At 58.6% G+C, this 19,376-nt stretch carries 16 protein-coding genes; 1 reads left to right on the forward strand and 15 read right to left on the reverse strand.

Features of this window, described 5'->3' with window-relative positions; genetic code table 11:
- Nucleotides 1-173: 173 nt before the first annotated feature.
- From rpoC to K6U75_04125, 5 genes are all read right to left on the reverse strand, one after another.
- Nucleotides 174-4,667 (reverse strand): DNA-directed RNA polymerase subunit beta', encoded by a 4,494-nt coding sequence (gene rpoC, locus K6U75_04105; GenBank protein MCL6474223.1) that lies wholly within the window; start codon nt 4,665-4,667, stop codon nt 174-176.
- A complete protein-coding gene (gene rpoB, locus K6U75_04110; protein MCL6474224.1) occupies nt 4,664-8,887 on the reverse strand; it encodes a DNA-directed RNA polymerase subunit beta in 4,224 nt (1,407 codons plus the stop codon). The genes rpoC and rpoB overlap by 4 nt, the downstream gene beginning before the upstream one ends.
- Nucleotides 8,888-8,990: 103 nt before the next feature.
- Nucleotides 8,991-9,620 (reverse strand): Maf family protein, encoded by a 630-nt coding sequence (locus K6U75_04115; protein MCL6474225.1) that lies wholly within the window; start codon nt 9,618-9,620, stop codon nt 8,991-8,993.
- A 172-nt stretch (nt 9,621-9,792) separates the two neighbouring features.
- Nucleotides 9,793-10,674 (reverse strand): DUF1559 domain-containing protein, encoded by an 882-nt coding sequence (locus K6U75_04120; GenBank protein MCL6474226.1) that lies wholly within the window; start codon nt 10,672-10,674, stop codon nt 9,793-9,795.
- A gap of 25 nt (nt 10,675-10,699) precedes the next feature.
- The gene (locus K6U75_04125) at nt 10,700-11,038 is read right to left on the reverse strand and encodes a P-II family nitrogen regulator (GenBank protein ID MCL6474227.1); all 339 of its coding nucleotides are present in this window, start codon (nt 11,036-11,038) and stop codon (nt 10,700-10,702) included.
- 229 nt (nt 11,039-11,267) lie between these two features.
- Here K6U75_04125 and K6U75_04130 point away from each other — a divergent pair, with 229 nt between their 5' ends.
- Entirely contained in the window at nt 11,268-13,832 is a 2,565-nt protein-coding gene (locus K6U75_04130; protein MCL6474228.1) for a fibronectin type III domain-containing protein, read from the forward strand.
- A gap of 66 nt (nt 13,833-13,898) precedes the next feature.
- On the opposite strand, the gene K6U75_04135 is transcribed toward K6U75_04130, so the two are convergent.
- The 10 genes from K6U75_04135 to K6U75_04180 all read right to left on the reverse strand — a co-directional run bounded on the left by K6U75_04135 (nt 13,899) and on the right by K6U75_04180 (nt 19,289).
- Entirely contained in the window at nt 13,899-14,282 is a 384-nt protein-coding gene (locus tag K6U75_04135) for a hypothetical protein (protein ID MCL6474229.1), read from the reverse strand.
- Nucleotides 14,254-14,559, reverse strand: coding sequence for a hypothetical protein (locus K6U75_04140; protein ID MCL6474230.1), 306 nt, complete (start codon nt 14,557-14,559; stop codon nt 14,254-14,256). The genes K6U75_04135 and K6U75_04140 overlap by 29 nt, the downstream gene beginning before the upstream one ends.
- A 204-nt stretch (nt 14,560-14,763) precedes the next feature.
- Nucleotides 14,764-15,045 carry a hypothetical protein gene (locus K6U75_04145; GenBank protein ID MCL6474231.1) on the reverse strand — a complete coding sequence of 94 codons (282 nt, stop codon included), beginning with the start codon at nt 15,043-15,045 and terminating at the stop codon, nt 14,764-14,766.
- 149 nt (nt 15,046-15,194) lie between these two features.
- Nucleotides 15,195-15,521: a hypothetical protein gene (locus K6U75_04150; protein ID MCL6474232.1), complete on the reverse strand. Its 327-nt coding sequence runs from the start codon at nt 15,519-15,521 to the stop codon at nt 15,195-15,197.
- 67 nt (nt 15,522-15,588) lie between these two features.
- The gene (locus K6U75_04155) at nt 15,589-16,032 is read right to left on the reverse strand and encodes an RHS repeat-associated core domain-containing protein (GenBank protein MCL6474233.1); all 444 of its coding nucleotides are present in this window, start codon (nt 16,030-16,032) and stop codon (nt 15,589-15,591) included.
- A gap of 33 nt (nt 16,033-16,065) precedes the next feature.
- Nucleotides 16,066-16,338, reverse strand: a complete 273-nt coding sequence (locus K6U75_04160) for a hypothetical protein (GenBank protein MCL6474234.1) — start codon at nt 16,336-16,338, stop codon at nt 16,066-16,068.
- Nucleotides 16,339-16,384: 46 nt separating this feature from the next.
- Entirely contained in the window at nt 16,385-16,753 is a 369-nt protein-coding gene (locus tag K6U75_04165; protein ID MCL6474235.1) for a hypothetical protein, read from the reverse strand.
- Nucleotides 16,754-16,758: 5 nt separating this feature from the next.
- The gene (locus K6U75_04170) at nt 16,759-17,205 is read right to left on the reverse strand and encodes a hypothetical protein (GenBank protein MCL6474236.1); all 447 of its coding nucleotides are present in this window, start codon (nt 17,203-17,205) and stop codon (nt 16,759-16,761) included.
- 201 nt (nt 17,206-17,406) lie between these two features.
- Nucleotides 17,407-18,369, reverse strand: coding sequence for an RHS repeat-associated core domain-containing protein (locus K6U75_04175; GenBank protein MCL6474237.1), 963 nt, complete (start codon nt 18,367-18,369; stop codon nt 17,407-17,409).
- A complete protein-coding gene (locus K6U75_04180) occupies nt 18,306-19,289 on the reverse strand; it encodes a DUF6531 domain-containing protein (protein MCL6474238.1) in 984 nt (327 codons plus the stop codon). Before K6U75_04180 ends, K6U75_04175 begins: the two co-directional genes overlap by 64 nt.
- Between the last annotated feature and the right edge of the window lie 87 nt (nt 19,290-19,376).

A 19,376-nucleotide genomic window follows, 5' to 3' on the forward strand; every position in this document is an offset into this window, starting at 1 on the left:
CGTTTCTGGCGCCCTCTCGCCTCCTTTGCTCCGTGTTTGGTCTATACAGTTATCTTCCGCATCTCTCGCGGAAGCGATTCGCTTGTTCGGTGGGCTTACCCAACCGAAGTATTATACTGGAAAGTGTCCAGAATGTCAACCTTTTTTGTGTGCCAACCCCACTTTTTTGGTTCTTACTGCTCCTCACCGAAGGTGAGCGGGTCAATGTCCTCCTCATCGTGAGGAGAAACGATGGGGGGTTCCTCTTCAAAAGGCGTCTCTCCCAGTATGTCCTCGTCCGGTGTAATCTCGTCCTCTTCGAAGAGACCCTCCTCACCCGGCAGGAGCACCTCGCCCGCTTCCACGACCGGTATCTCACCGCGCTCGATAATCTCCGGCAGCGGTGGCTCTATCTCGCGATGCAGTACCGGGTCGTACGCCTCCAGCGGTATCTCCGCGCCCTCCGCCAGCGGCTGAGGCTCCAGTTCGCGGTAGGCGGCATAGCCCGTGCCGGCGGGGATGAGCCGTCCGATGATGACGTTCTCTTTCAACCCCACCAGTTCGTCTTTCTTGCCGCGCACCGCCGCCTCGGTCAGCACGTGCGTGGTGCGCTCGAACGACGCGGCGGACAGGAAGCTCTCGGTGGTCAGCGCGGCTTCGGTGATACTTTGCAGTACCCACTCTGCCGTTGCCTCACGCCCGCCCTGCCGACGCACGCGCTCGTTCTCTGCCTCAAAGATGAATTTGTCCACGATGCTGCCCGGCAGGAAGCGCGTATCGCCCGGGTCCACCACGCGCCGTTTCTTCAGCATCTGGCGCACGATAATCTCGATGTGCTTGTCGTGGATATCCACGCCCTGTTGCTTGTATACTTTCTGGATTTCCTGCACTAGATACCCCTGCACCGCACGCACGCCCTTCAGCCTCAGCAGCTCGCGCGGCTGCAGCAAGCCCTCGGTGAGAGCATCCCCAGGCTCCACCATATCGCCCACTTTCACCTTCAGCTCGCCGCGTCCGGGCACCGGGTATACCTTGATGACCTGCACCTCTTCGATGCCCGCCTCTAGCAGCCGCTCCAGATGCTCGGCAGTGATTCTCTCCCCTTCGCGTACGATGACGGCATCCGGGTCGCCCTCCGGCAACGACGGGTCGATGACGGTGTTGGCAGACACTTCGTCCAGCAGACCTTCGCCCGTCTCCGTCACCGCCACCGGCACATGCAGTATCACCTGGCGCATCAGCTCGTGGCTCTCGATGGCAGCCACCACGCCTGCGTGCTCGGACATGATGGCGCGCCCCTTCAACGCTTCGGTCGCCATGAAGAGCTCGATAACGCGCGGCAGGCTACCGGCAGGAGTGATATAGGTATCCATCAGCTCGCGGAGCTGCTTCGCGCTCAGCGAAATGCCTTCTTCGCCGCTTTCGCCTTCCTGTTCCACCTGCGCCCGGCGGCGTTCTTCGTACCGTCCGACGTCACGGCGCAGCTCCTCCAGCAACTGCATGCGGACGTTGGCAAACTGCTTGCCCCCCGTGATGTAGGTACCTGCGACGCCTCCCGTATGGAAGGTGCGCATGGTCAGCTGCGTGCCGGGTTCACCAATAGACTGCGCGGCGATAATGCCGACCGCTGTGCCAATCTCGACCAGCTTGCCGGTTGCCATATCGCGCCCGTAACACTTGGCGCAGACGCCGCGATGGTGCTCGCAGGTAAGCGGAGAACGCACCAGCACACCGCGATCGCGCATCAGGCGGAAGTGCTCCAGCGCCTGCGCATCGGTCGCCTGCTCGGCGATACTGTCCAGGTCGCTCAGGATGGTATCAATACGCTGTGCCGCTTCGTCGCTGATGAGCTCGCCCGCCTGCGCCAGCAGTTCGCCCGTTACCGGGTCGCGGATATCCTCCAGCGCGGTGCGTGCACGGATGCGCTCCGCCACCGTCTCCACCAGACTGGACAGGTCTTCTACCGGCTTGATGGTGATGCCGTTGGTAGTGCCGCAGTCATAGGCGCGCACAATCACGTCCTGCGCGGCATCCACCAGACGGCGGGTCAGATAACCGGCGTCCGCCGTTCGCAGGGCGGTGTCGGACATTCCCTTGCGCGCACCGTGCGTGGAAACGAAGTACTCCAGCACCGACAAGCCTTCATGGAAGTTGGACTTAATCGGCAGTTCCTCCATCAGGTTGCCGCGCGAGTCGGCGAACAATCCGCGCATTCCCGCCAGCTGCGACAGCTGCTTGGTGGAACCACGTGCCCCTGACGCAGTGATAATATACAGCGGGTTGAAGCGGTCGATAGACTGTACAATCGCTTCGCCAATGTCCTCGCTGGCTTTCTGCCATGCCTGAATGACACGCTGTTTGCGCTCGCCCAGTGTCAGCTGACCGCGCCGATACTGCTGATTCAGCCTCTCCACCGCGCGCATGGTGTCCGCCAGAATCCTGTCGCGGTCTTCGGGGCTTTCCATGTCGGTGATGGCGATGGTCGTTCCCGATGTGGTGGCGTAGCGGAAGCCCAGGTCCTTCAGGTCATCCAACAGCTTCACCGTCCGCTCCTGCCCGTGCATACGGAAGCAGGTAAGGATCAGGCTCGCGAGAGCCTTCTTGTCCATCACCATGTTCAGGTACTCGTCGGTGTAGGCGATGCCTTCCGGCAGGATTTCATGGAAGATAAGCCGCCCGACCGTGGTGGTGACCACTTCGCGCCTGCCGTTGCGCTCCAGCCGCACCAGAATCGGGTCGTGCAGAGCAATCAGCTTGTGCTCCAGCGCCATGCGCGCTTCCTCGATGTCGCGGAAAGGCAGCCAGCGCTTCTCACCGTTAACCTGCATCTGCTCGATACCACGAGGCTCCTGCTCCTTGGCGATGGTCAGGTAGTAGGCTCCCAGCACGATATCCTGCGTGGGCGCAACGATAGCGCGTCCATCCGCCGGCGAGAACAGGTTCTGGGTGGATAGCATCAGCACCCGCGCCTCTGCCTGCGCCAGCGGGCTCAGCGGCACGTGTACCGCCATCTGGTCGCCGTCAAAGTCGGCATTGTAGGCGGGGCACACCAGCGGGTGGATCTGGATTGCCTTGCCGTCCACCAGCACTGGCTCGAATGCCTGAATGCCCAGACGGTGCAGAGTGGGCGCGCGGTTCAACAGCACCGGGTGTTCGTGGATCACAGCGTCGAGGGCGTCCCACACCTCGTCCCTCATGCGCTCGATGAGGCGTTTCGCGGTCTTAATGTTCTGCGCCGCTTCGCTGTCCACCAGCCGCTTCATCACGAAGGGCTTGAACAGTTCCAGCGCCATCTCTTTCGGAAGACCGCACTGATGCAGCTTCAGGTTAGGCCCCACCACGATGACCGAACGGCCGGAGTAGTCCACGCGCTTACCCAGCAGGTTCTTGCGGAAGCGACCCTCTTTGCCCTTGAGCATATCAGAGAGAGACTTGAGGGCGCGTCCGTTCGTGCCCACCACGGGGCGCGCGCGTCGTCCGTTATCGATCAGCGCGTCCACCGCTTCCTGAAGCAGTCGCTTTTCGTGGTTGATAATGCTCTCCGGCGCACGGATTTCGATGATTTTCTTCAGGCGGTTATTGCGGTTGATGATGCGCCGGTACAGGTCGTTCAGGTCGGAGGTGGCGAACCGTCCGCCGTCCAGCTGCACCATCGGGCGCAATTCGGGCGGAAGCACAGGGATGCACTCCAGAATCATCCACTCCGGACGGTTCTTGGAGTTGATGAACGCCTCCACAATCTCCAGACGCTTAATAGCACGGATGCGTGCCTGTCCCTGAGTGTTCTGGATTTCCTGGCGCAGCTCGCGTGCCAGTGCTTCGAGGTCGATCTCCTTAAGCAGGTCGCGGATGGCTGCGCCGCCCATGCCTGCCTTCACCAGACCGGTATAATCCTTGCCCGTGTGGCGCGAGACCTGATACAGCAACCGCTCGATGGCGCGCCACTCCTCGTCGTTAATCAGCATCCGCTTCTCGATGCGCTCCAAACAGGCGTTGCTGTTCGGGCGGGACAGAGCCTCGTTCAGCTCGGTGATACGCGCCTCCGCCTCCTCGTACTCTTGCTGGATACGCCGCTCCAGATAAGCTCGCTTCTCCGCGATAGTGGCTTCGTCCCACGGTTCCGAGCTATCGGGGCCATGCTCCCTCAGCTGCTTATTGAACTCGCGGCGCATCCGCGCGACCTCTTCCTCTGCCTGCTTGCGGATGTTTTCGGTAATTTCACGCAGGGCGTCGCGGATGGTGTCCAGCTCCTGATTGATGGTCGCACGGTCCACGTGCGTGACGATGTACGAGGCAAAGTAGATGACCTTCTCCAGCAGGCGCGAGGACATGTCCAGAATCAGAGCCAGCGGAGAGGGCATCGCCTTCAGGTACCAGATGTGGCATACGGGCGACGCCAGCTCGATATGTCCCATACGACTGCGGCGCACCCGCGCACGAGTTACCTCCACGCCACAGCGGTCGCAGATGGTGCCCTTGTACTTCATCTTGCGGTAGCGACCACAGTGACACTCCCAATCCTTGACCGGCCCGAAGATGCGCTCGCAGAACAAACCGTCCCGCTCCGGCTTGAAGGTACGATAGTTGATGGTCTCCGGTTTCTTAACCTCACCATGCGACCACTGCCGGATGTCATCCGGCGATGCGATACTGATGCGTATCTTGCTGAACGCGCTGGCGTCTATCATCGCGAGTTGCCACCTCCTGCGGATGCTTCAGGATGATGTGAACGGCGCGGACGCGAGCCATCTTCTTCCTCTTCGTCCCTCAGGCTCACTTCCTCGTTCTTGTCGTTATACAACGTCACCTTGAGACCGAGACTCTGCAGTTCCTTCACCAGTATCTTGAACGATTCGGGCACACCCGGCTCCATCATCGGTTCGTTTTTGACGATGGCTTCGTACACCTTCACGCGCCCGATGACGTCGTCGGACTTGATGGTCAGCATCTCCTGCAAGGTGTAGGCGGCACCGTACGCCTCCAGTGCCCACACCTCCATCTCACCGAACCGCTGTCCACCGAACTGCGCTTTGCCACCCAATGGCTGTTGAGTGACCAGAGAGTACGGCCCGGTGGAACGGGCATGGATTTTATCGTCCACCAGGTGAGCCAGCTTCATCATATAAATGTATCCGACCGTCAGCGGGTTGTCGAAAGGCTCACCCGTCAATCCATCGCGCACCCAGCATTTGCCGGTGCGTTCGTCGATACCGCATCGTTGCCAGGTGTTGGCGCGAATGCGCTCGATGATGTGCTCTATCATCTCAGGGGGAGCAGGCTGAAGCAAGGGTGCAGGCAGTTTCGCCTCGTCCACGCCATAGCCCCCGCTCTTCTGCAGCTCCATCACCTGCTCCTCGTCCATCAGCAGCGGCGAGATGACGGGCGGTGCATTGACCTTGCTGGCAAGCGCCTCCAGTTTGTACATGGGCATCTCCCGCAGCTTCGCCCGTATCTCTTCGAGCATCTCTTCCGCGGTTTGCTCATCGCGGAACTCCATTCCCAGCCCCAGGTCCACGTTGACGTAGTTCTGAAGCACCATCCGGCGCACATGCTTCGCCATGCGCTCCAGTTCCGCCAGAATATCCTCCTCCCGGGTGCCCGAGAACGCGGGTTCCTCGTACGCGGTGCCGAAGAAGTGTCCAGCCCAGCCCAGGTGCGTCTCCTTAATCTGCCCGATGTTCATACGCGAAGGCACACCCAGCGGGTTCAACACGATGTCTACCGGCGTGCCGTCTGGCAGGAAGGGCATATCCTCGTCGGGCAGTATCTTGGAGATAACACCCTTGTTCCCGTGGCGACCGGCCATCTTATCGCCTTCCATCAGCTTGCGCTTCTGCGCCACGTACACACGCACAAGCATGTTTACGCCCGGCGGCAGGTCATCGGCACTGATGCGCTCCAGGTCGCCGCCGCAGCGCTCACACTCGGGCCTTTCCTCCGGTCGTTTACTGAAGTAGTGGACGTGTCCACACTCCTTGCACCGGTATCGGAAGCGAGAGAACACCTTGACGTCGATAACCTTCCCCTTCTCGCCGTGCGGCAGGCGCAGGGATACGTCGCGCGTCTCCTCCGCTTTCTTTCCGAAGATAGCGATAATCAACCGCTCCTCGGCACTGAGCTCGCTCTGCCCCTTCGGCTGCACTTTCCCAACCAAAATGTCTTCGGGCTGTACCTGCGCGCCGATGCGGATGATGCCATGCTCATCCAGGTCTTTCAGTGCGTCTTCGCCCACGTTGGGGATGTCGCGCGTAATCTCCTCGGGACCCAGCTTCGTATCGCGAGCCTCCACCTCGTAGCGTTCGATATGGATGGAGCTGTATACGTCATCGCGCACGAGGCGCTGCGATACGAGGATGGCGTCCTCGTAGTTATAGCCTCCCCACGGCACGAAGCACACCAGCACGTTCTTGCCCAGCGCGAGCTCGCCGTGGTCGGAGCAGGGTCCATCGGCGATCACCTGCCCTGCACGCACCCGGTCACCGCGATTCACGATGGGCTTCTGGGTGATGCAGGTGGACTGGTTGGACTGCATGGTGTTGAGCAGCGGATAGATGTCCAGGTCACCGTCTTCGGTGCGCACGACAATCTCCTCGGCGGTCACCCTGGTAACGGTGCCATTGCGCCGTGCTATCACCAGCGCGCCCGAGTCCATCGCCGCACGCCGTTCCAGCCCGGTCTTGACAATCGGTGCGGACGAGCGCAGTAGAGGCACCGCCTGCTTCTGCATGTTGGAACCCATCAGCGCACGCGCGGCGTCATCGCTCTCCAGGAACGGTATCAGCGCAGTGGCGATGGATACCAGCTGCACCGGCGATACATCTATCAGTTCCACCTCTTCGCGGCGCACGATGGGATAACGGTTGGCTTCCGCCGATTGATGACGCACCTGCACGAACTCGTCGGCGATGGTGCCGTCTTCCAGCAGGCGCGTGTCGCCCGGCGCGATGCGATACTGCTCTTCTTCCTCCGCCGACAGGTAGACGATTTCATCGGTAACTTTACCGTTGACCACCTTACGGTACGGCGTTTCGATGAACCCAAACTCGTTGACCCGGGCGAAGATAGCCAGCTGGCTGATCAAGCCAATGTTTGGACCTTCCGGCGTCTCGATAGGGCAGATGCGCCCGTAGTGGCTGTCGTGTACGTCGCGCACCTCCAGAGTGGCGGACTGTCGGGTCAGTCCTCCGGGTCCCAACGCGCTCAGGCGACGCTTGTGGGTCAGCTCGCTCAGCGGGTTGGTCTGGTCCATGAACTGCGACAGCTGGCTGGAGCCGAAGAACGACTTTATCGCCGCAGCGACGGGTTTAATCGCCAGTATCACCTGAGGCATAATCTGGTCGGCATCCATGCTGGTCATGCGCTCTTTGGCGACTTTCTCCATGCGCAGGAAGCCGTTGCGCAGCTGGCTCTGCAGCAGTTCACCCACTGCACGCACACGCTTGTTCTTCAGGTGGTCGATCTCGTCTACCTCGCCCTCGCCGCTCTCCAGTTTCAGCAGGTACTCCACAATAGCCACGAAGTCTTCCTTGGTAACGGTACGCACATCCAGTGGGAGATTCAGCCCCAGTTTCTTGTTCAGCTTGTACCGTCCCACCCGAGCCAGGTCGTAACGGCGATTGTCGTAGAGCTGCGACGTGATGAGCGCACGCGCGCCCTCTTCCGTCGCCGGGTCGCCCGGGCGCAGCTTGCGATAGATGTCCATCAACGCCTCGCGCTTATCGTGGGTGGGGTCGTGCTCCAGCGTCGCCACAATCACGGAGGGTACGTCCAGCACCTCGATCTCTGGCAGACCCATGTTCTCGATACGGCGCGCCACTTCTTGGTCTATGCGGTGAAACGCCTTAATCAGCGGTTTGCGCCCGCGCGGCTCCATAATGTCGGCGGTTGTCCATTTGCCCTCAAGCTGCTCGCGGGTCGGGTTCTCCAGACGCACGCGCGTGCCGAACAACCGCAGGATGTCCTCGGTGGTATCGGTCGGAGAGGAGACCGCCACCTCCATCTCCAGTACGCTTTCTGGCAGGTCGGGGTTCTGCAAGAACTCTTCGGTGATGCGGTCGCCGACGTTCAGCAGCACCTCACCTGTTTCAGGGTCCACCAGAGGCTTGGGTGACACTCTGGGTGCTTTACGATAGTAGCCCTGAACCTGTACGAGCTGCTCCGCCGTGTTACGTACCTCGCCTGTCTCGGCGTCCACACCTTCCTCCACGATACCCTCATATCGCCGATGCATAGCGTCCTTGACCTTCATATAGCGAGGTACGCACGCCTCGGGGAAGTTTTCCAGCGCCCGCAAGAAGGTCGTTATGGGCAGGGTGCGCCCTTGACCGATTCGCATGGTGATCACGTCGTTGGCACCGGTATCGATCTCGATCCAGGGTCCTTCGTTGGGGATAACCTTTGCCCCGAAGATATTCTTATTGCTCAGATACGTCTCGAGCCACTGTCCGGTAGGTGTACCCTTGCGGAAAATCTTATCGAAAACGTTCTCGAAGTAGACACCCGGTGAGCGCAGTATCTGGCTGACCACCACACGCTCGCGCCCATTGATAATAAAGGTACCTTTGTCGGTCATCAAAGGCAGGTCGCCCAGGTAGACCTCGGACTCCTGCATCTCGCTGGGTACGCCGCCCTCGATGCGACCGTAGCGCACATGCACCCGAATGGGTGCTTCGAAAGTCATATCGCGGTCGCGGCACTCCTCCAGACTGTATTTCGGCTCGCCCAGCGTGAAGTCGAGAAGCTCCACAAACTGCTGCCCGGTAAAGTCGTAGATGGGCGAGAAGTTCTGAAACAGCTCAAGAAGCCCCTCTTCCAGAAACCACTTGTATGATTCTAGCTGTACGGAAACGAGGTTGGGAGGTTCAACTGGTTTAGAGGTACGCGTTGCCGAGTGTTGAATAGTCTTCATTCGGGTACCCTCCTACGCTTGCACACGAATTATTAGTATGGCACAATCTTGCAGTTTTGTCAACCCTGTCGGCGGCGATCTCGGGAAGATTTTTGTGTAAATCTCACGCGTCCGAAGTCGGAACCGTCTGCAATGGAGTGATACCCCACTGCTCCAGCATGGCACAAAGTCGGGAGACCGGCAAACCAACCACGTTAAAGTAGCAACCCTCGATGCGTTCAATCAGGGTGGAACCGTATCCCTGCGCCCCGTACGCCCCCGCTTTATCCATCGGCTCGCCTGTGTCCACGTACCGCCGTAGATGTTCCTCACTGACCTGTCGGAACCACACCCGCGTGCAAACGGCGTCGCACTGCTCCCGCACCACCCTGCCATCCACTGTATCCAGCAGGGCTATTCCTGTAACCACCTGATGTTCGCGACCGTTCAACCGACGGAGCATGGCAAAAGCCTCTTGCTTGTCTTGCGGTTTTCCCAGAATCTCTCCATCGACTACCACAATCGTGTCCGCGCCGATAACAATCCCACTGCTCTGGCGGCGTGCTACCGCCAGAGCCTTCTCACGAGCCAGAGCTTTCGCTATCTCGTCGGGAGAATGTCCATCTGGAGGCACTTCATCGATATCAGCAGGGTCCACCCGGAAAGGAATACCCAGCAATGCCACCAACTGCCGCCTGCGCGGTGAGGCGGACGCCAGAACGAGAGAACAAACCGGCACAGATGCTCTTACCATCAGTGATAGGGCGATGAAACATCCTCCGTAATATTGTACCCCAACTACTTGCCAGTTGCGAGGATGAACGGTACCGCGGCTGATAATGCGGATTTCAGTAACCACCTCCATGAAGGTGGCAGTGATGCAAGAATCAGGGGGCAATCTCGCCAGAGATTGCCCCTTCTCGCTATCAGTAACCGTACAGCCCCCAGAGCGCCCAGTCGCCGACCCAGGTGGGCTGCCGATTGACCGTCCATGCCATGCCGCTTGGGAATTCGTTGCGCGGGTTTGGCTGATATTCCTGCGCCGTCGGGCACTTAGCCAGGAACTCGCGGATGTTCATCCACTTGGCATGCCCATCCACGTAGGTGATAATCATGCCTTCCGAGTGCGGGGCATTGTTCTTGTTCAACACGCCGTTCTGGTAGAACCACCTCTCCCACAGATGGCGATGTGCCATCGGGTAGATGGTCTGGATGGGCTGCGGTCCATACACATAGTGGCGCACACCGGGGAAGCGGTCTTCCATCAGTATCATGGTCTCTGCGGGTCGCTGTACGCCAGCCAGCGTGCCGCCCAGGAAAGAGTTGCGGATTTGCTGGGCGTTGCCTGTGCGGTTCCAGGTGTTCAACGCGCCCGTGATGTGCAGCGCGAGCGAGTAGCCGCCGTCGAAAATCTCGGCGTTCTGCTGCCATGCCTGCTGGTCAAACTGGCGGCTGGGACAGAAGAAAATCTGGATGTTCTTCACGTAGGGGTAAATCCAGTACTGCCACTTGTAGTGGTTCACGCGCTGCCCGTAAGTGGGACCGCTGCAGCCTACCGCGGTGGGCTGATAGGGCACGACGTTGGGCGCGATGCAATCGTCGTTGCGGGGGAAGGTCTCATCGTAGTCGCTGACGTACATCGCGATGCCCAGCCCAATCTGCTTGCAGTTGGACAAGCAGGTGGTCTGACGCGCCTTATCGCGCGCCTGGGCAAAAACAGGGAACAGAATCGCTGCCAGTATCGCGATTATCGCGATAACCACCAGCAGCTCGATAAGCGTGAAGGCGTTACGTTTCAAAGTTGACATTCCTCCTTGTCTATATTTGAGTGTGTTACAACACCACGTCGCCACGCTCTTCCGTGCGTATCCGTACCGCGTCCTCTACCGGCAGAATGAAAATCTTACCGTCACCCGGCTCACCGGTACGGGCATATTGCAGGATGGTTTGCACAATAGGCTCAACGTCTTCATCGCGCACGATCATCTCGATTTTGACCTTCGGGGGTAAATAGATGGTGTAACCGGCGCCGCGATAGTGTTCACGGGACTCCTCGTTGCTGCCTCGTCCGCGCACATCGGTAACGGTCATCCCCACCACACCGAGTTCGCTTAACGCCAGCTTGACCTCATCCAGTTTGAATGGGCGAATGATACACTCAATGCGTTTCACATTGTTTATATTCTACCCCGTTGGAAAGGTTCCCTGCCTTAACAATTGCTTAACAATTCCCACAAAGGCTACGTCCGCCGGATCTAATACAACTCGCTTTTCGCTGCGGTATTCCTGTAAATATTGCTCCTCGCGGGGCACACAGGTACCCAAGCGGGTACTGAAGGATACCGGTTCCCCATCAGAGTAACCTTGAAGTGTCATTCCATTCTGCGGTGAGGAGACGAAGATGAAAGCACGAAGAACCCTTCTCGCGCTGTGCACATTGCTGACAATAGTTGCTGCCGTTCCGTCCGTTGCCGGTGACGACAGTGCGCCACTCATGGACCCTACCCGTCCCGTCACGCGCATTACGCGCACCAGCTTTACACTGCAGTACTTCACGCAGCAGCCGTGCGAAACGAGGGTGCAGGTGCGTGAGGGCGACATCCCGATGATTGCGTGGCGACCGGAAGGCAAAAAGACCGACTTCTGGTCGCAGCCAAATGTGCGTGTGGTACGTGTTGCCGGTTCACGACAATGGCATACCGTGACCGTCGATGGTCTCAAGCCGGGCAAGCGGTATTTCTATCGCATCTACGACCCCGGCGCCGTGCCCACTCCGGAGGAGAAACGCTGGGGTGCAGAGCCACCCTGGCGGCGCGAGTACGCTGTCTCCACCCAGGCGCCCAAGGGCTACAAGACCGTTATCCACGTGCCGGTGAAGGTTCTGATTATGCCCAACGTCATCAACGTGGCTTCGGCACACGACGCCACCGGGGTCATCGCGCCGCGTCCGCAGAAACTGACATCGGAGCAGATAGACCTTATCCGAAAAGAGTATGAGGTGGCGTCGCGCTTCTTCTGGGTGAACAGCGGGATGCGCTTCTGGGTCGACTTCCAGATTTTCATCGACGACCGCTGGCAGCGATGGGGACCAGAACCCGACAATGCCGACCCGTTCTACAAGGGTTGGCCCGTATGCCGCAGCTATCCGGGTGAAGACTTTCGTGGTCCTGGCGGCGGCGATTTTACCATTGTGGACACGAAGGACATCACGCGTGCGAACAAAGAACCAGTCTACGAAGAACGTCCCTACCCTGGACAGATCGAGCAGGCGTTTCCCCGCCGATGGAACCCCCGCACGAGCAAATGGGAGTTTTACAACTCGGGTGGGGGCACCTACGGAGTGGATGAGTTGCCCAACGGCATCCCTGCGCGTTCGCAATATCTGGGGGGAGGCGACACCGCATGGCTAGCGACACACGAGTTCCACCACCAGATGGAGTCGTTTGGAGCCTTCTCGCTGGCGCACCGTGAGGATGACCGCATCGTGTTTAACCATCCCGACCCCCGCCACCGCCGCACCAATCCCGATGGCAGCGTCTCTGAAGTAACCTGGAACACCGCAGGACGACACGGTGAACACTGGCAATGCATGGCATACTGGGACCGAACACTGACCGATGCCCAGTGGCTGCGCATGTACATCGGCTATACGGTGACCGTGCGTGACGCCGACGAGGACGGCGTGCCCGATGACGACCCGCGCCTGCCACTCGACGAGAAGCGGTTCGGGAGCAACCCGCGCAAGCGTTCCACCGACGGAAGAATCACCGACCTGCAAAAGGTGATGCTCAGCACGTGGGCACACACGCATCTGCAGAATAGCTTCAATAAACCACCTGCCCAGTATATTAAGCCAAACCCCATCAGCCCCGACACCGACGGAGACGGACTGACCGACGACATCGACCCTTACCCCCTGTACCCCTGGCAGCCGTTCATCTATGCCTATCGTGCTACAGTGGACGGCAATGACAGCGAGTGGACGAGTATACCCCCTGCCGGGGAGACGGAGGAAGGCGGCATCCGCTTTACCTTCAAACAGGCGCATGACGAGAACGCCTACTACGGGCTGTTCACCGTGAAGGGCAACTGGAAACGTATCTACGCGGTGTACGATGGCGAAGGCAAAGGCGTCTTTTCGCGCGAGGGCATTCAGACCATTGAGGTGTTGAACGGCGAAACACTCACCGTCCGTTCCGCCTGGGCGCCTGCGCCAGGTTTGAAGTGGAAGTCGTCGCGCAAAGCGGACGGCACCACCGTTATCGAGTTCAGCCTGCCGAATCGCGGGGAAGGCATATGGTTCTGGACGCGCGGGGGACGCGAGGTTGGCGCATCGATCGATGTCATCGCCGCCGACGACAAGGCGTACTCCGTGTACGAGCCGTATCACCTGTTCTACGCCCTGATGCTGGAACCCAACGGCCGCTTCCCCCTGCCCGCCAACGCCCCAACAGAGCTGAGCCGCGAATCCGCCACCCGCGTTTTTCTGCCGGACGACCCTGCGCTCAAGTTCACCGGCAGCGGCTGGAAGTTGGAGAACGGCGTTCTGCGCCATTCCGGACATGAGGAGTCGGTGGTTTACATCGACGGGTTGAACGCGCTGGAGTTCGACCTGTGGGCACAGGTCGAGGCGAAGCAGGACGGTATCCTGGGCGCGTTCCTGCTGGGCACACCGCAGATGAACGCAGGGGTGGACTATATTGCCTTTGTGGGCGGCTACGGCAACACTATTACCCGGTTCCGCCTCTTCGGGCGCGAGGAGGGCGACGGCGAGGTGATGATGACACCGGGCAAGCACAGCCTGCAGCTGTCGCGACGAGGTGGTGAAGTGTGGCTGCTGGTGGACGGCAAGCCGGTTCTCTACGCCGCCGACCCCAACCCGAAACAGCCGGTTAACCGCCTTGCCGTCATCGGTGGCTACGGGGGCGATCAGGTGCTGTATGAGATACGGATACGGGTGCCGTAAGCTGCCAGGCGGAAGCAAAGAATCTCTGTGCCAGATTCGTCGCAGGGCGTGCACGAACCGACCTCTTCATTCTGCGCAGAAGCCGTTCGTCCGATGCCCGCGCACGGCGCGATACACCCGGCTCAGAAGGTCTGACAGACTCAACTGCTCACACACCGTTTCGTCGTCGCCTAACCGGGAGAGGAAGCGGAGCAGCGACCTTCTGAGGTCGTCGCGGTGTGCCGGTTCCTGCTCCGCCCCTACAACCTGCACGACCGGGACACGTATCCTCGGGAATCGCCCGCTTACGACCTCCTTGCACCGAAGGTTCAGCAAGCGGCCCTCTGAATCGTAGGCGACATATTCATTCTGCTGCACGTCGGTGGGCTCTACATACTGCTCAAGGTCCTGAACAGCATCGAAGACCTCGATGTCGCCTGCGCTATCTACCAAAACAAATGGTGGACGCATTGCTTAAAACCTGTGCCAAAACGACCTGGAGGTTAGTAAGCTCATCAAACCAGTCATCCCCACTCGGATCCACACAATTAACCGGCTCGTGCTCGCAATACAGATACGGATGCTCGCTCAGCACCGCATCCCGCGAGATACACCGCCCCACCCGCGGGTCGTGGTAGCGCGCCCCGACGTGTAGCAAGCCCGTATCGCTGTCAGCTACCGTATTACCCAGATGGGGGTTAGGGCTCCCTCTGCCCAAAGCGTCTGCTAGTCCAACACCAGTATCCAATGGTTGGTATCCCAAGCATTATTGCCATACCAACCGGATCTTTGAAGAACGGGTTGTGATAGGATGGGTCGAACCTGCTGTAGATGAAACTTGCGACGATAATACTAACCATCCCTCCTAACCATGTTCCTACGTCTCGCCAAAATCTATGGGTTTTGCTTTCCCTGCTTTGCACCTCCGCCACCTCCACCTCCGAGAGCAGCACTACAAGCCCAATTCATCGAGCATGGCGTTGTACATCTTCAGCTTTTCCAGCTTTCCACGCAGACCGGTCCAGGCATCTTTCACGATATCGTAGAGTTGTTCGCCTCCCTCCCAGATCTGGTCTCCTATCCACACGCCTACCGCGCCGCCCAGTCCCATGCCAATCCATGCACCGGGTGGGCTAGCTACTACTCCGCCGATATCGCCCCCTATACCAGCACCAATACCACCCCAGAACCAGTCCCAGTAGTCCTTGAACGGTCTGTATCCACTCGGGTCCACGCTACTAACCGGCTCATGCTCGCACTACAGATACGGATGCTCAGAAAGCACCGCGTCCCGGCTGATGAACCGCCCCACCTGCGGGTCATAGTAGCGTGCCCCGACGCGGAGCACACTCGCATCACCGTCATCGTCGTAGATCGCGAGTACTACACATAATTCACACTCGCCGGCGTATCCTTCCGACCAGTTACATCACCCATCAAAGCGAGGCCTATCAGTTTGTGGAATAACATCAATGTGCCTCGCTGCAACTTGGGGTACACCAGCGACACTACAAGCCAGGCGGTCAGGGTTTTAAAATAGTATTCACCGAATTCTTGTCCCAGCCATGTCCACATAGAAGGTCCACCTGTCGCCTGGTACCATACACTAAGAATCAATCCGCCCAGCAATGTTGTGAAAGCACTGAAAAGCACAGCTGCTAGTATCCAGCGCCACATCAAGAAGCCCACTGTCCGGATTGCCGCACGCATATCCCTCATCCCCTCCAGATGCAATACTGCTGCACTGTGCTCTAAACACCGTGCCGCTGCGGTTATTTCATCTGACCCAAACGGGAGGATGGTCGGCGTAGTATGCTGCCATCTCACGCGCGGTGCGCTTTATCCAGTTCCACAATCTGCTGGCGTCGCCCTCCTCCCATGCAACTCCTACTGCAGCCAGTGCTCCAGCTACCGCGCCTGGTAGTCCTCCCAGCAGTACACCTCCACCACCGAGCACGATAAGGTTAACGACAAATGTTTCCACCTTAAAATACCCACTCGGATCCACATGATTGACCGGGTCATCCTCGCAATACAGATACCGGTTCAACGACAATGGGCGATACAGGTTGCCCAGCCACTTGTCCGCGCTCGTCCACCTGCCTACCGCCGGCTCGTAGTAGCGCGCGCCGATATACAGCAGCCCCGCATCGCCATCATCGCGGTAGCCCCATGCGCCCGCAAAGCGATAGGGGTTGCCGCTGCTGCCCCACTGCGCCACCGGGTTGCCGAAGGCTTCGGTTGTGACAGTCGCTCAGTCGCTCAAACGACGTCGCCAGCGGGCAATTCGCCCCCAGAACGCTTCAGCATCTCTCAGATGTCCACCTTTGCGCCATCGCAACAAATAAAACATCATCGTCGGAAAGCCTATCACGATTGCTATCCCATCCCAGTCGTCAAAGAATGGATTGTTATAGGATGGAAAGAAGTGCGCACCAATGAAGTTGCCAGCGATGATGCCAATCATGGCTGCTACCCATTCTATCAAACAATACGAGACGCTCTGTTTTTTCGACACGTGTATCATTTTAGTCCTCCTCGGGATGTCCTCACGATAGCGAACATGGATCGTTCTATCGCATCGACGTAAACACGAGTAAAGCCACTGCAACAAAGAGCGTGACCGATACCCCCTGCAGGAAACCAGAGAACCATGTATTGCGTTCGCGGTCGTTCCATATGCAGACATGCGACCCACTGAGGGTTAAACCAATAAACGCAGTCAGCAGGGGAAGCTGCGACGCATAGAGCGGGATTCCTTCGGCCAGCCTGACCACCACGTAGCCGGCCAGAGACGCAGCAGTGAGAACATCGCCCCAGATAGCCCTTACCATCTTCGGGTCGTGTAAAGAAGCACGCTCACGGATGTGCCATGCGGCGGATGTCAGTAGCAGTACCGCGGCAATCAACAATACCCCCAGCTCAGCCATCTGTAACGCCATAAGTCTCACCTCTGCGTAGACTGCTCTCGTTGTATTTCCGACAATTTGCTCTTAATCTCAGCCAGCTTGGAGGGTGCGTATTTGGTGTCTCCCAGGTCCGCGGATTTGCGAAACGCCTGGGACGCCCCTTCAAGGTCGCCTGTGTGCAGGTAACACGCGCCGATGCGGTTATAAACTGCGATTTGCGCACGTAAACTTAAATCAGAAGGCAGGTTTCCGGTATGTGGCAACGCCGAAAGATAACCATCTATCGCCTCTTTGTAGTGTCCTCGCCGTTCCATCTCCAAAGACCGTTGCATGATTGCAGAGTATGTATATATACTGTCAGAAAATTTCCGTTGTGTCCAAACTGCGCGGAGCTGATATGCATGTTCGACGGTGAGTGCCAACAGCAACATCAGGACTGCGGTTAATACAGCCCCTCTCAACGTGTCACAGGCATTGCCTTTCATTGCGATACCTCCTCTTCCGAATCTCTTTTTCAGTTGCAGAGGTTACCGCTTGAGAGTAAAACGAATTTTCTTCTGGACAGACTCAGCACCTAGCCTATATGATACAGTTCACGACATTAAGGAGAAGCAGGCTTCAAAGATGCACAGCATTCACTGCCCGGCTCTTCAGCCTGCTGGGAAAAGCCTGCTCCTCCCCTCCTTTCACGGTCCCTTGTAATCAGGGTCACTCAGCCGTTCCATCATCCTAATCTGGTGTTCGTGGCTTCTACCATACACTCCTCCCCAAGAGTGTCCCTCCTCCCGCTCTTTCGACCCCATCCACTCCGCAAACTCTCTTGCAGCCAGTATGGCAAGGATGCCAATAGTTACAGCGATGCTTATACCACGAAGCCATGGCCATAGCCTATTAGGCCGCCTGCCTGTGGGATCTACGCTGTTAACCGGGTCATCTTCGCAATACAGATACCGGTTGAGCGACAGCGGGCGATAGATATCCCCCAACCACTTGTCCGCGCTCGTCCAGCGACCCACCGCCGGCTCATAGTAGCGCGCCCCGATATATAGCAGCCCCGCATCCCCATCGTCGCGGTAGCCCCAATCGCCGGCTAAGGTGTATGCCGTGCGGAAACCGGCGTCCAGCCGCTCCCCAAAGGCGGTGAAGTAACCGATGTAGGTCACCCAACCGCCAGTTTCGTCGGTGTGTACCCGCGCCGAACCCAGACGGTCACCGCCACTCCACCACTGGTCGCCCCACAGGATGTTTACCGCGTTCACCATGCCCCCCGCCCAGGTATACTTCCAGTCCATCATCAGATGGTTGTTTGGGTTGGGGTTATTCCACTGCTCGCGAAGCAGCGCGTCCCCCGCGAAGCGGTAAACAACCGAACGAGACGCACCCGAGTCGCTTACCCACCGGAAGAACCGGCGCCCGAGACCGTCATAGTTATAAAGGTGCGTGAAAATCATTTGACCTGCTACTGAGCGAACAATTCGCTGCAGGCGGTCCTCCTCGTCGTAGCCAAAGGTGATGGTCACGCCATCCACCGTGCGCGACACCATGTTACCGTTGGCATCCCACGCATAGGTGACCGAACCCGCACTCAGCAACCGGTTGTCATCATCGTAAGTGTAGTTCGTGACCACGCCATCCCGCACCTGTTGCACCCGGTTGCCTGCCGCGTCATACACCCAGTGCATCTCATACGCGACATACCCCTCCACTCGCCAACGGCAAAGCGCACACCCGTCAGTTTATTGCCGGTATACTGGAGTTGAATCGCCCGCCCCGATGGGTCGCTGACTTGGGTTAGCAGCCCATTGGAATCGTAGGTAAGGGCAATGGCGTTGCCGTTAGTGTCTACGATGCGAGAAAGCCGATAGTGGTTAATCACATTGGTGGGTTCGAACTCCAGCCGCACCTGCGACTTCAGGGTGAGCGCGTAGCTGTTTCCCGAAGCAGATAGTCGGTCGCGATAGCCATCACGCGGAACCCACTGTCCGCCCTGCAGGTCGAACAGCTGTATGGTTTGATGCCCCCACACCACGACAGCACGGTTCTGCTGGGGGTGGACGTTCAGATGCGTATCATAGGTGTGGCTCCACTTGGCGCCGATGGCAGGGTTGGTATACGCTGCCTTGCTATTGTGGTGCAGGCTAAACGATACCGGTAGCCCCCCACGTGCTCGCCAGCTCACCAGAGGAATGTCCGTCTGCTTTGCTCGGGAGACGGCGTTGATGCCTGCCACACTTGCCTGCCACGAGTGCCCCGAACCGGAACCCGCGGCGTCACCATCGTCCGGGGCAGGTGGAAGCACCTGTGACGCCATGACGGCGGTTGCCAGCGTATAGTTGGCATGGAGGTGCAGTTGAGTGGCATAAGCGGAGACGGTGTTGGCGAGGATAATCCCCAGCGAGGCAGCTGCCGCGAGGATACTACTAAGCGCGGTTACCCCCCCGCCGCTTTTGTAAGCAGGAATACGACAGAAAGAGCCAATGCGAGGGGTTTGGTCAAGAAGCGTTTGCGAACACGGTTCATGACGTTGTTCCTCCTTAGTGTGACGTCGTGTTTTGCGGGTATTATGCACCGCAAGTGCGCACTGATGCACGATGGTTAAGCGATAAACTGTTTGAAAATTTCAAGGTTTTTTACGAGGGTTGCTGCATTGCGATGC

It is taken from the genome of Bacillota bacterium (genome assembly GCA_023511455.1).
GTDB lineage: Bacteria > Armatimonadota > HRBIN16 > HRBIN16 > HRBIN16 > HRBIN16.

Excerpts from the sequence above, each read along its gene's own strand:
- rpoB (MCL6474224.1), bottom strand. The coding sequence starts at position 8,887 with ATGAAGACTATTCAACACTCGGCAACGCGTACCTCTAAACCAGTTGAA.
- K6U75_04115 (MCL6474225.1), bottom strand. The coding sequence starts at position 9,620 with ATGGTAAGAGCATCTGTGCCGGTTTGTTCTCTCGTTCTGGCGTCCGCC.
- K6U75_04165 (MCL6474235.1), bottom strand. The coding sequence starts at position 16,753 with ATGGCGTTACAGATGGCTGAGCTGGGGGTATTGTTGATTGCCGCGGTA.
- K6U75_04130 (MCL6474228.1), top strand. The coding sequence starts at position 11,268 with ATGAAAGCACGAAGAACCCTTCTCGCGCTGTGCACATTGCTGACAATA.
- K6U75_04150 (MCL6474232.1), bottom strand. The coding sequence starts at position 15,521 with ATGCGTGCGGCAATCCGGACAGTGGGCTTCTTGATGTGGCGCTGGATA.
- K6U75_04120 (MCL6474226.1), bottom strand. The coding sequence starts at position 10,674 with ATGTCAACTTTGAAACGTAACGCCTTCACGCTTATCGAGCTGCTGGTG.
- rpoC (MCL6474223.1), bottom strand. The coding sequence starts at position 4,667 with ATGATAGACGCCAGCGCGTTCAGCAAGATACGCATCAGTATCGCATCG.
- K6U75_04170 (MCL6474236.1), bottom strand. The coding sequence starts at position 17,205 with ATGAAAGGCAATGCCTGTGACACGTTGAGAGGGGCTGTATTAACCGCA.
- K6U75_04160 (MCL6474234.1), bottom strand. The coding sequence starts at position 16,338 with ATGATACACGTGTCGAAAAAACAGAGCGTCTCGTATTGTTTGATAGAA.
- K6U75_04135 (MCL6474229.1), bottom strand. The coding sequence starts at position 14,282 with ATGCGTCCACCATTTGTTTTGGTAGATAGCGCAGGCGACATCGAGGTC.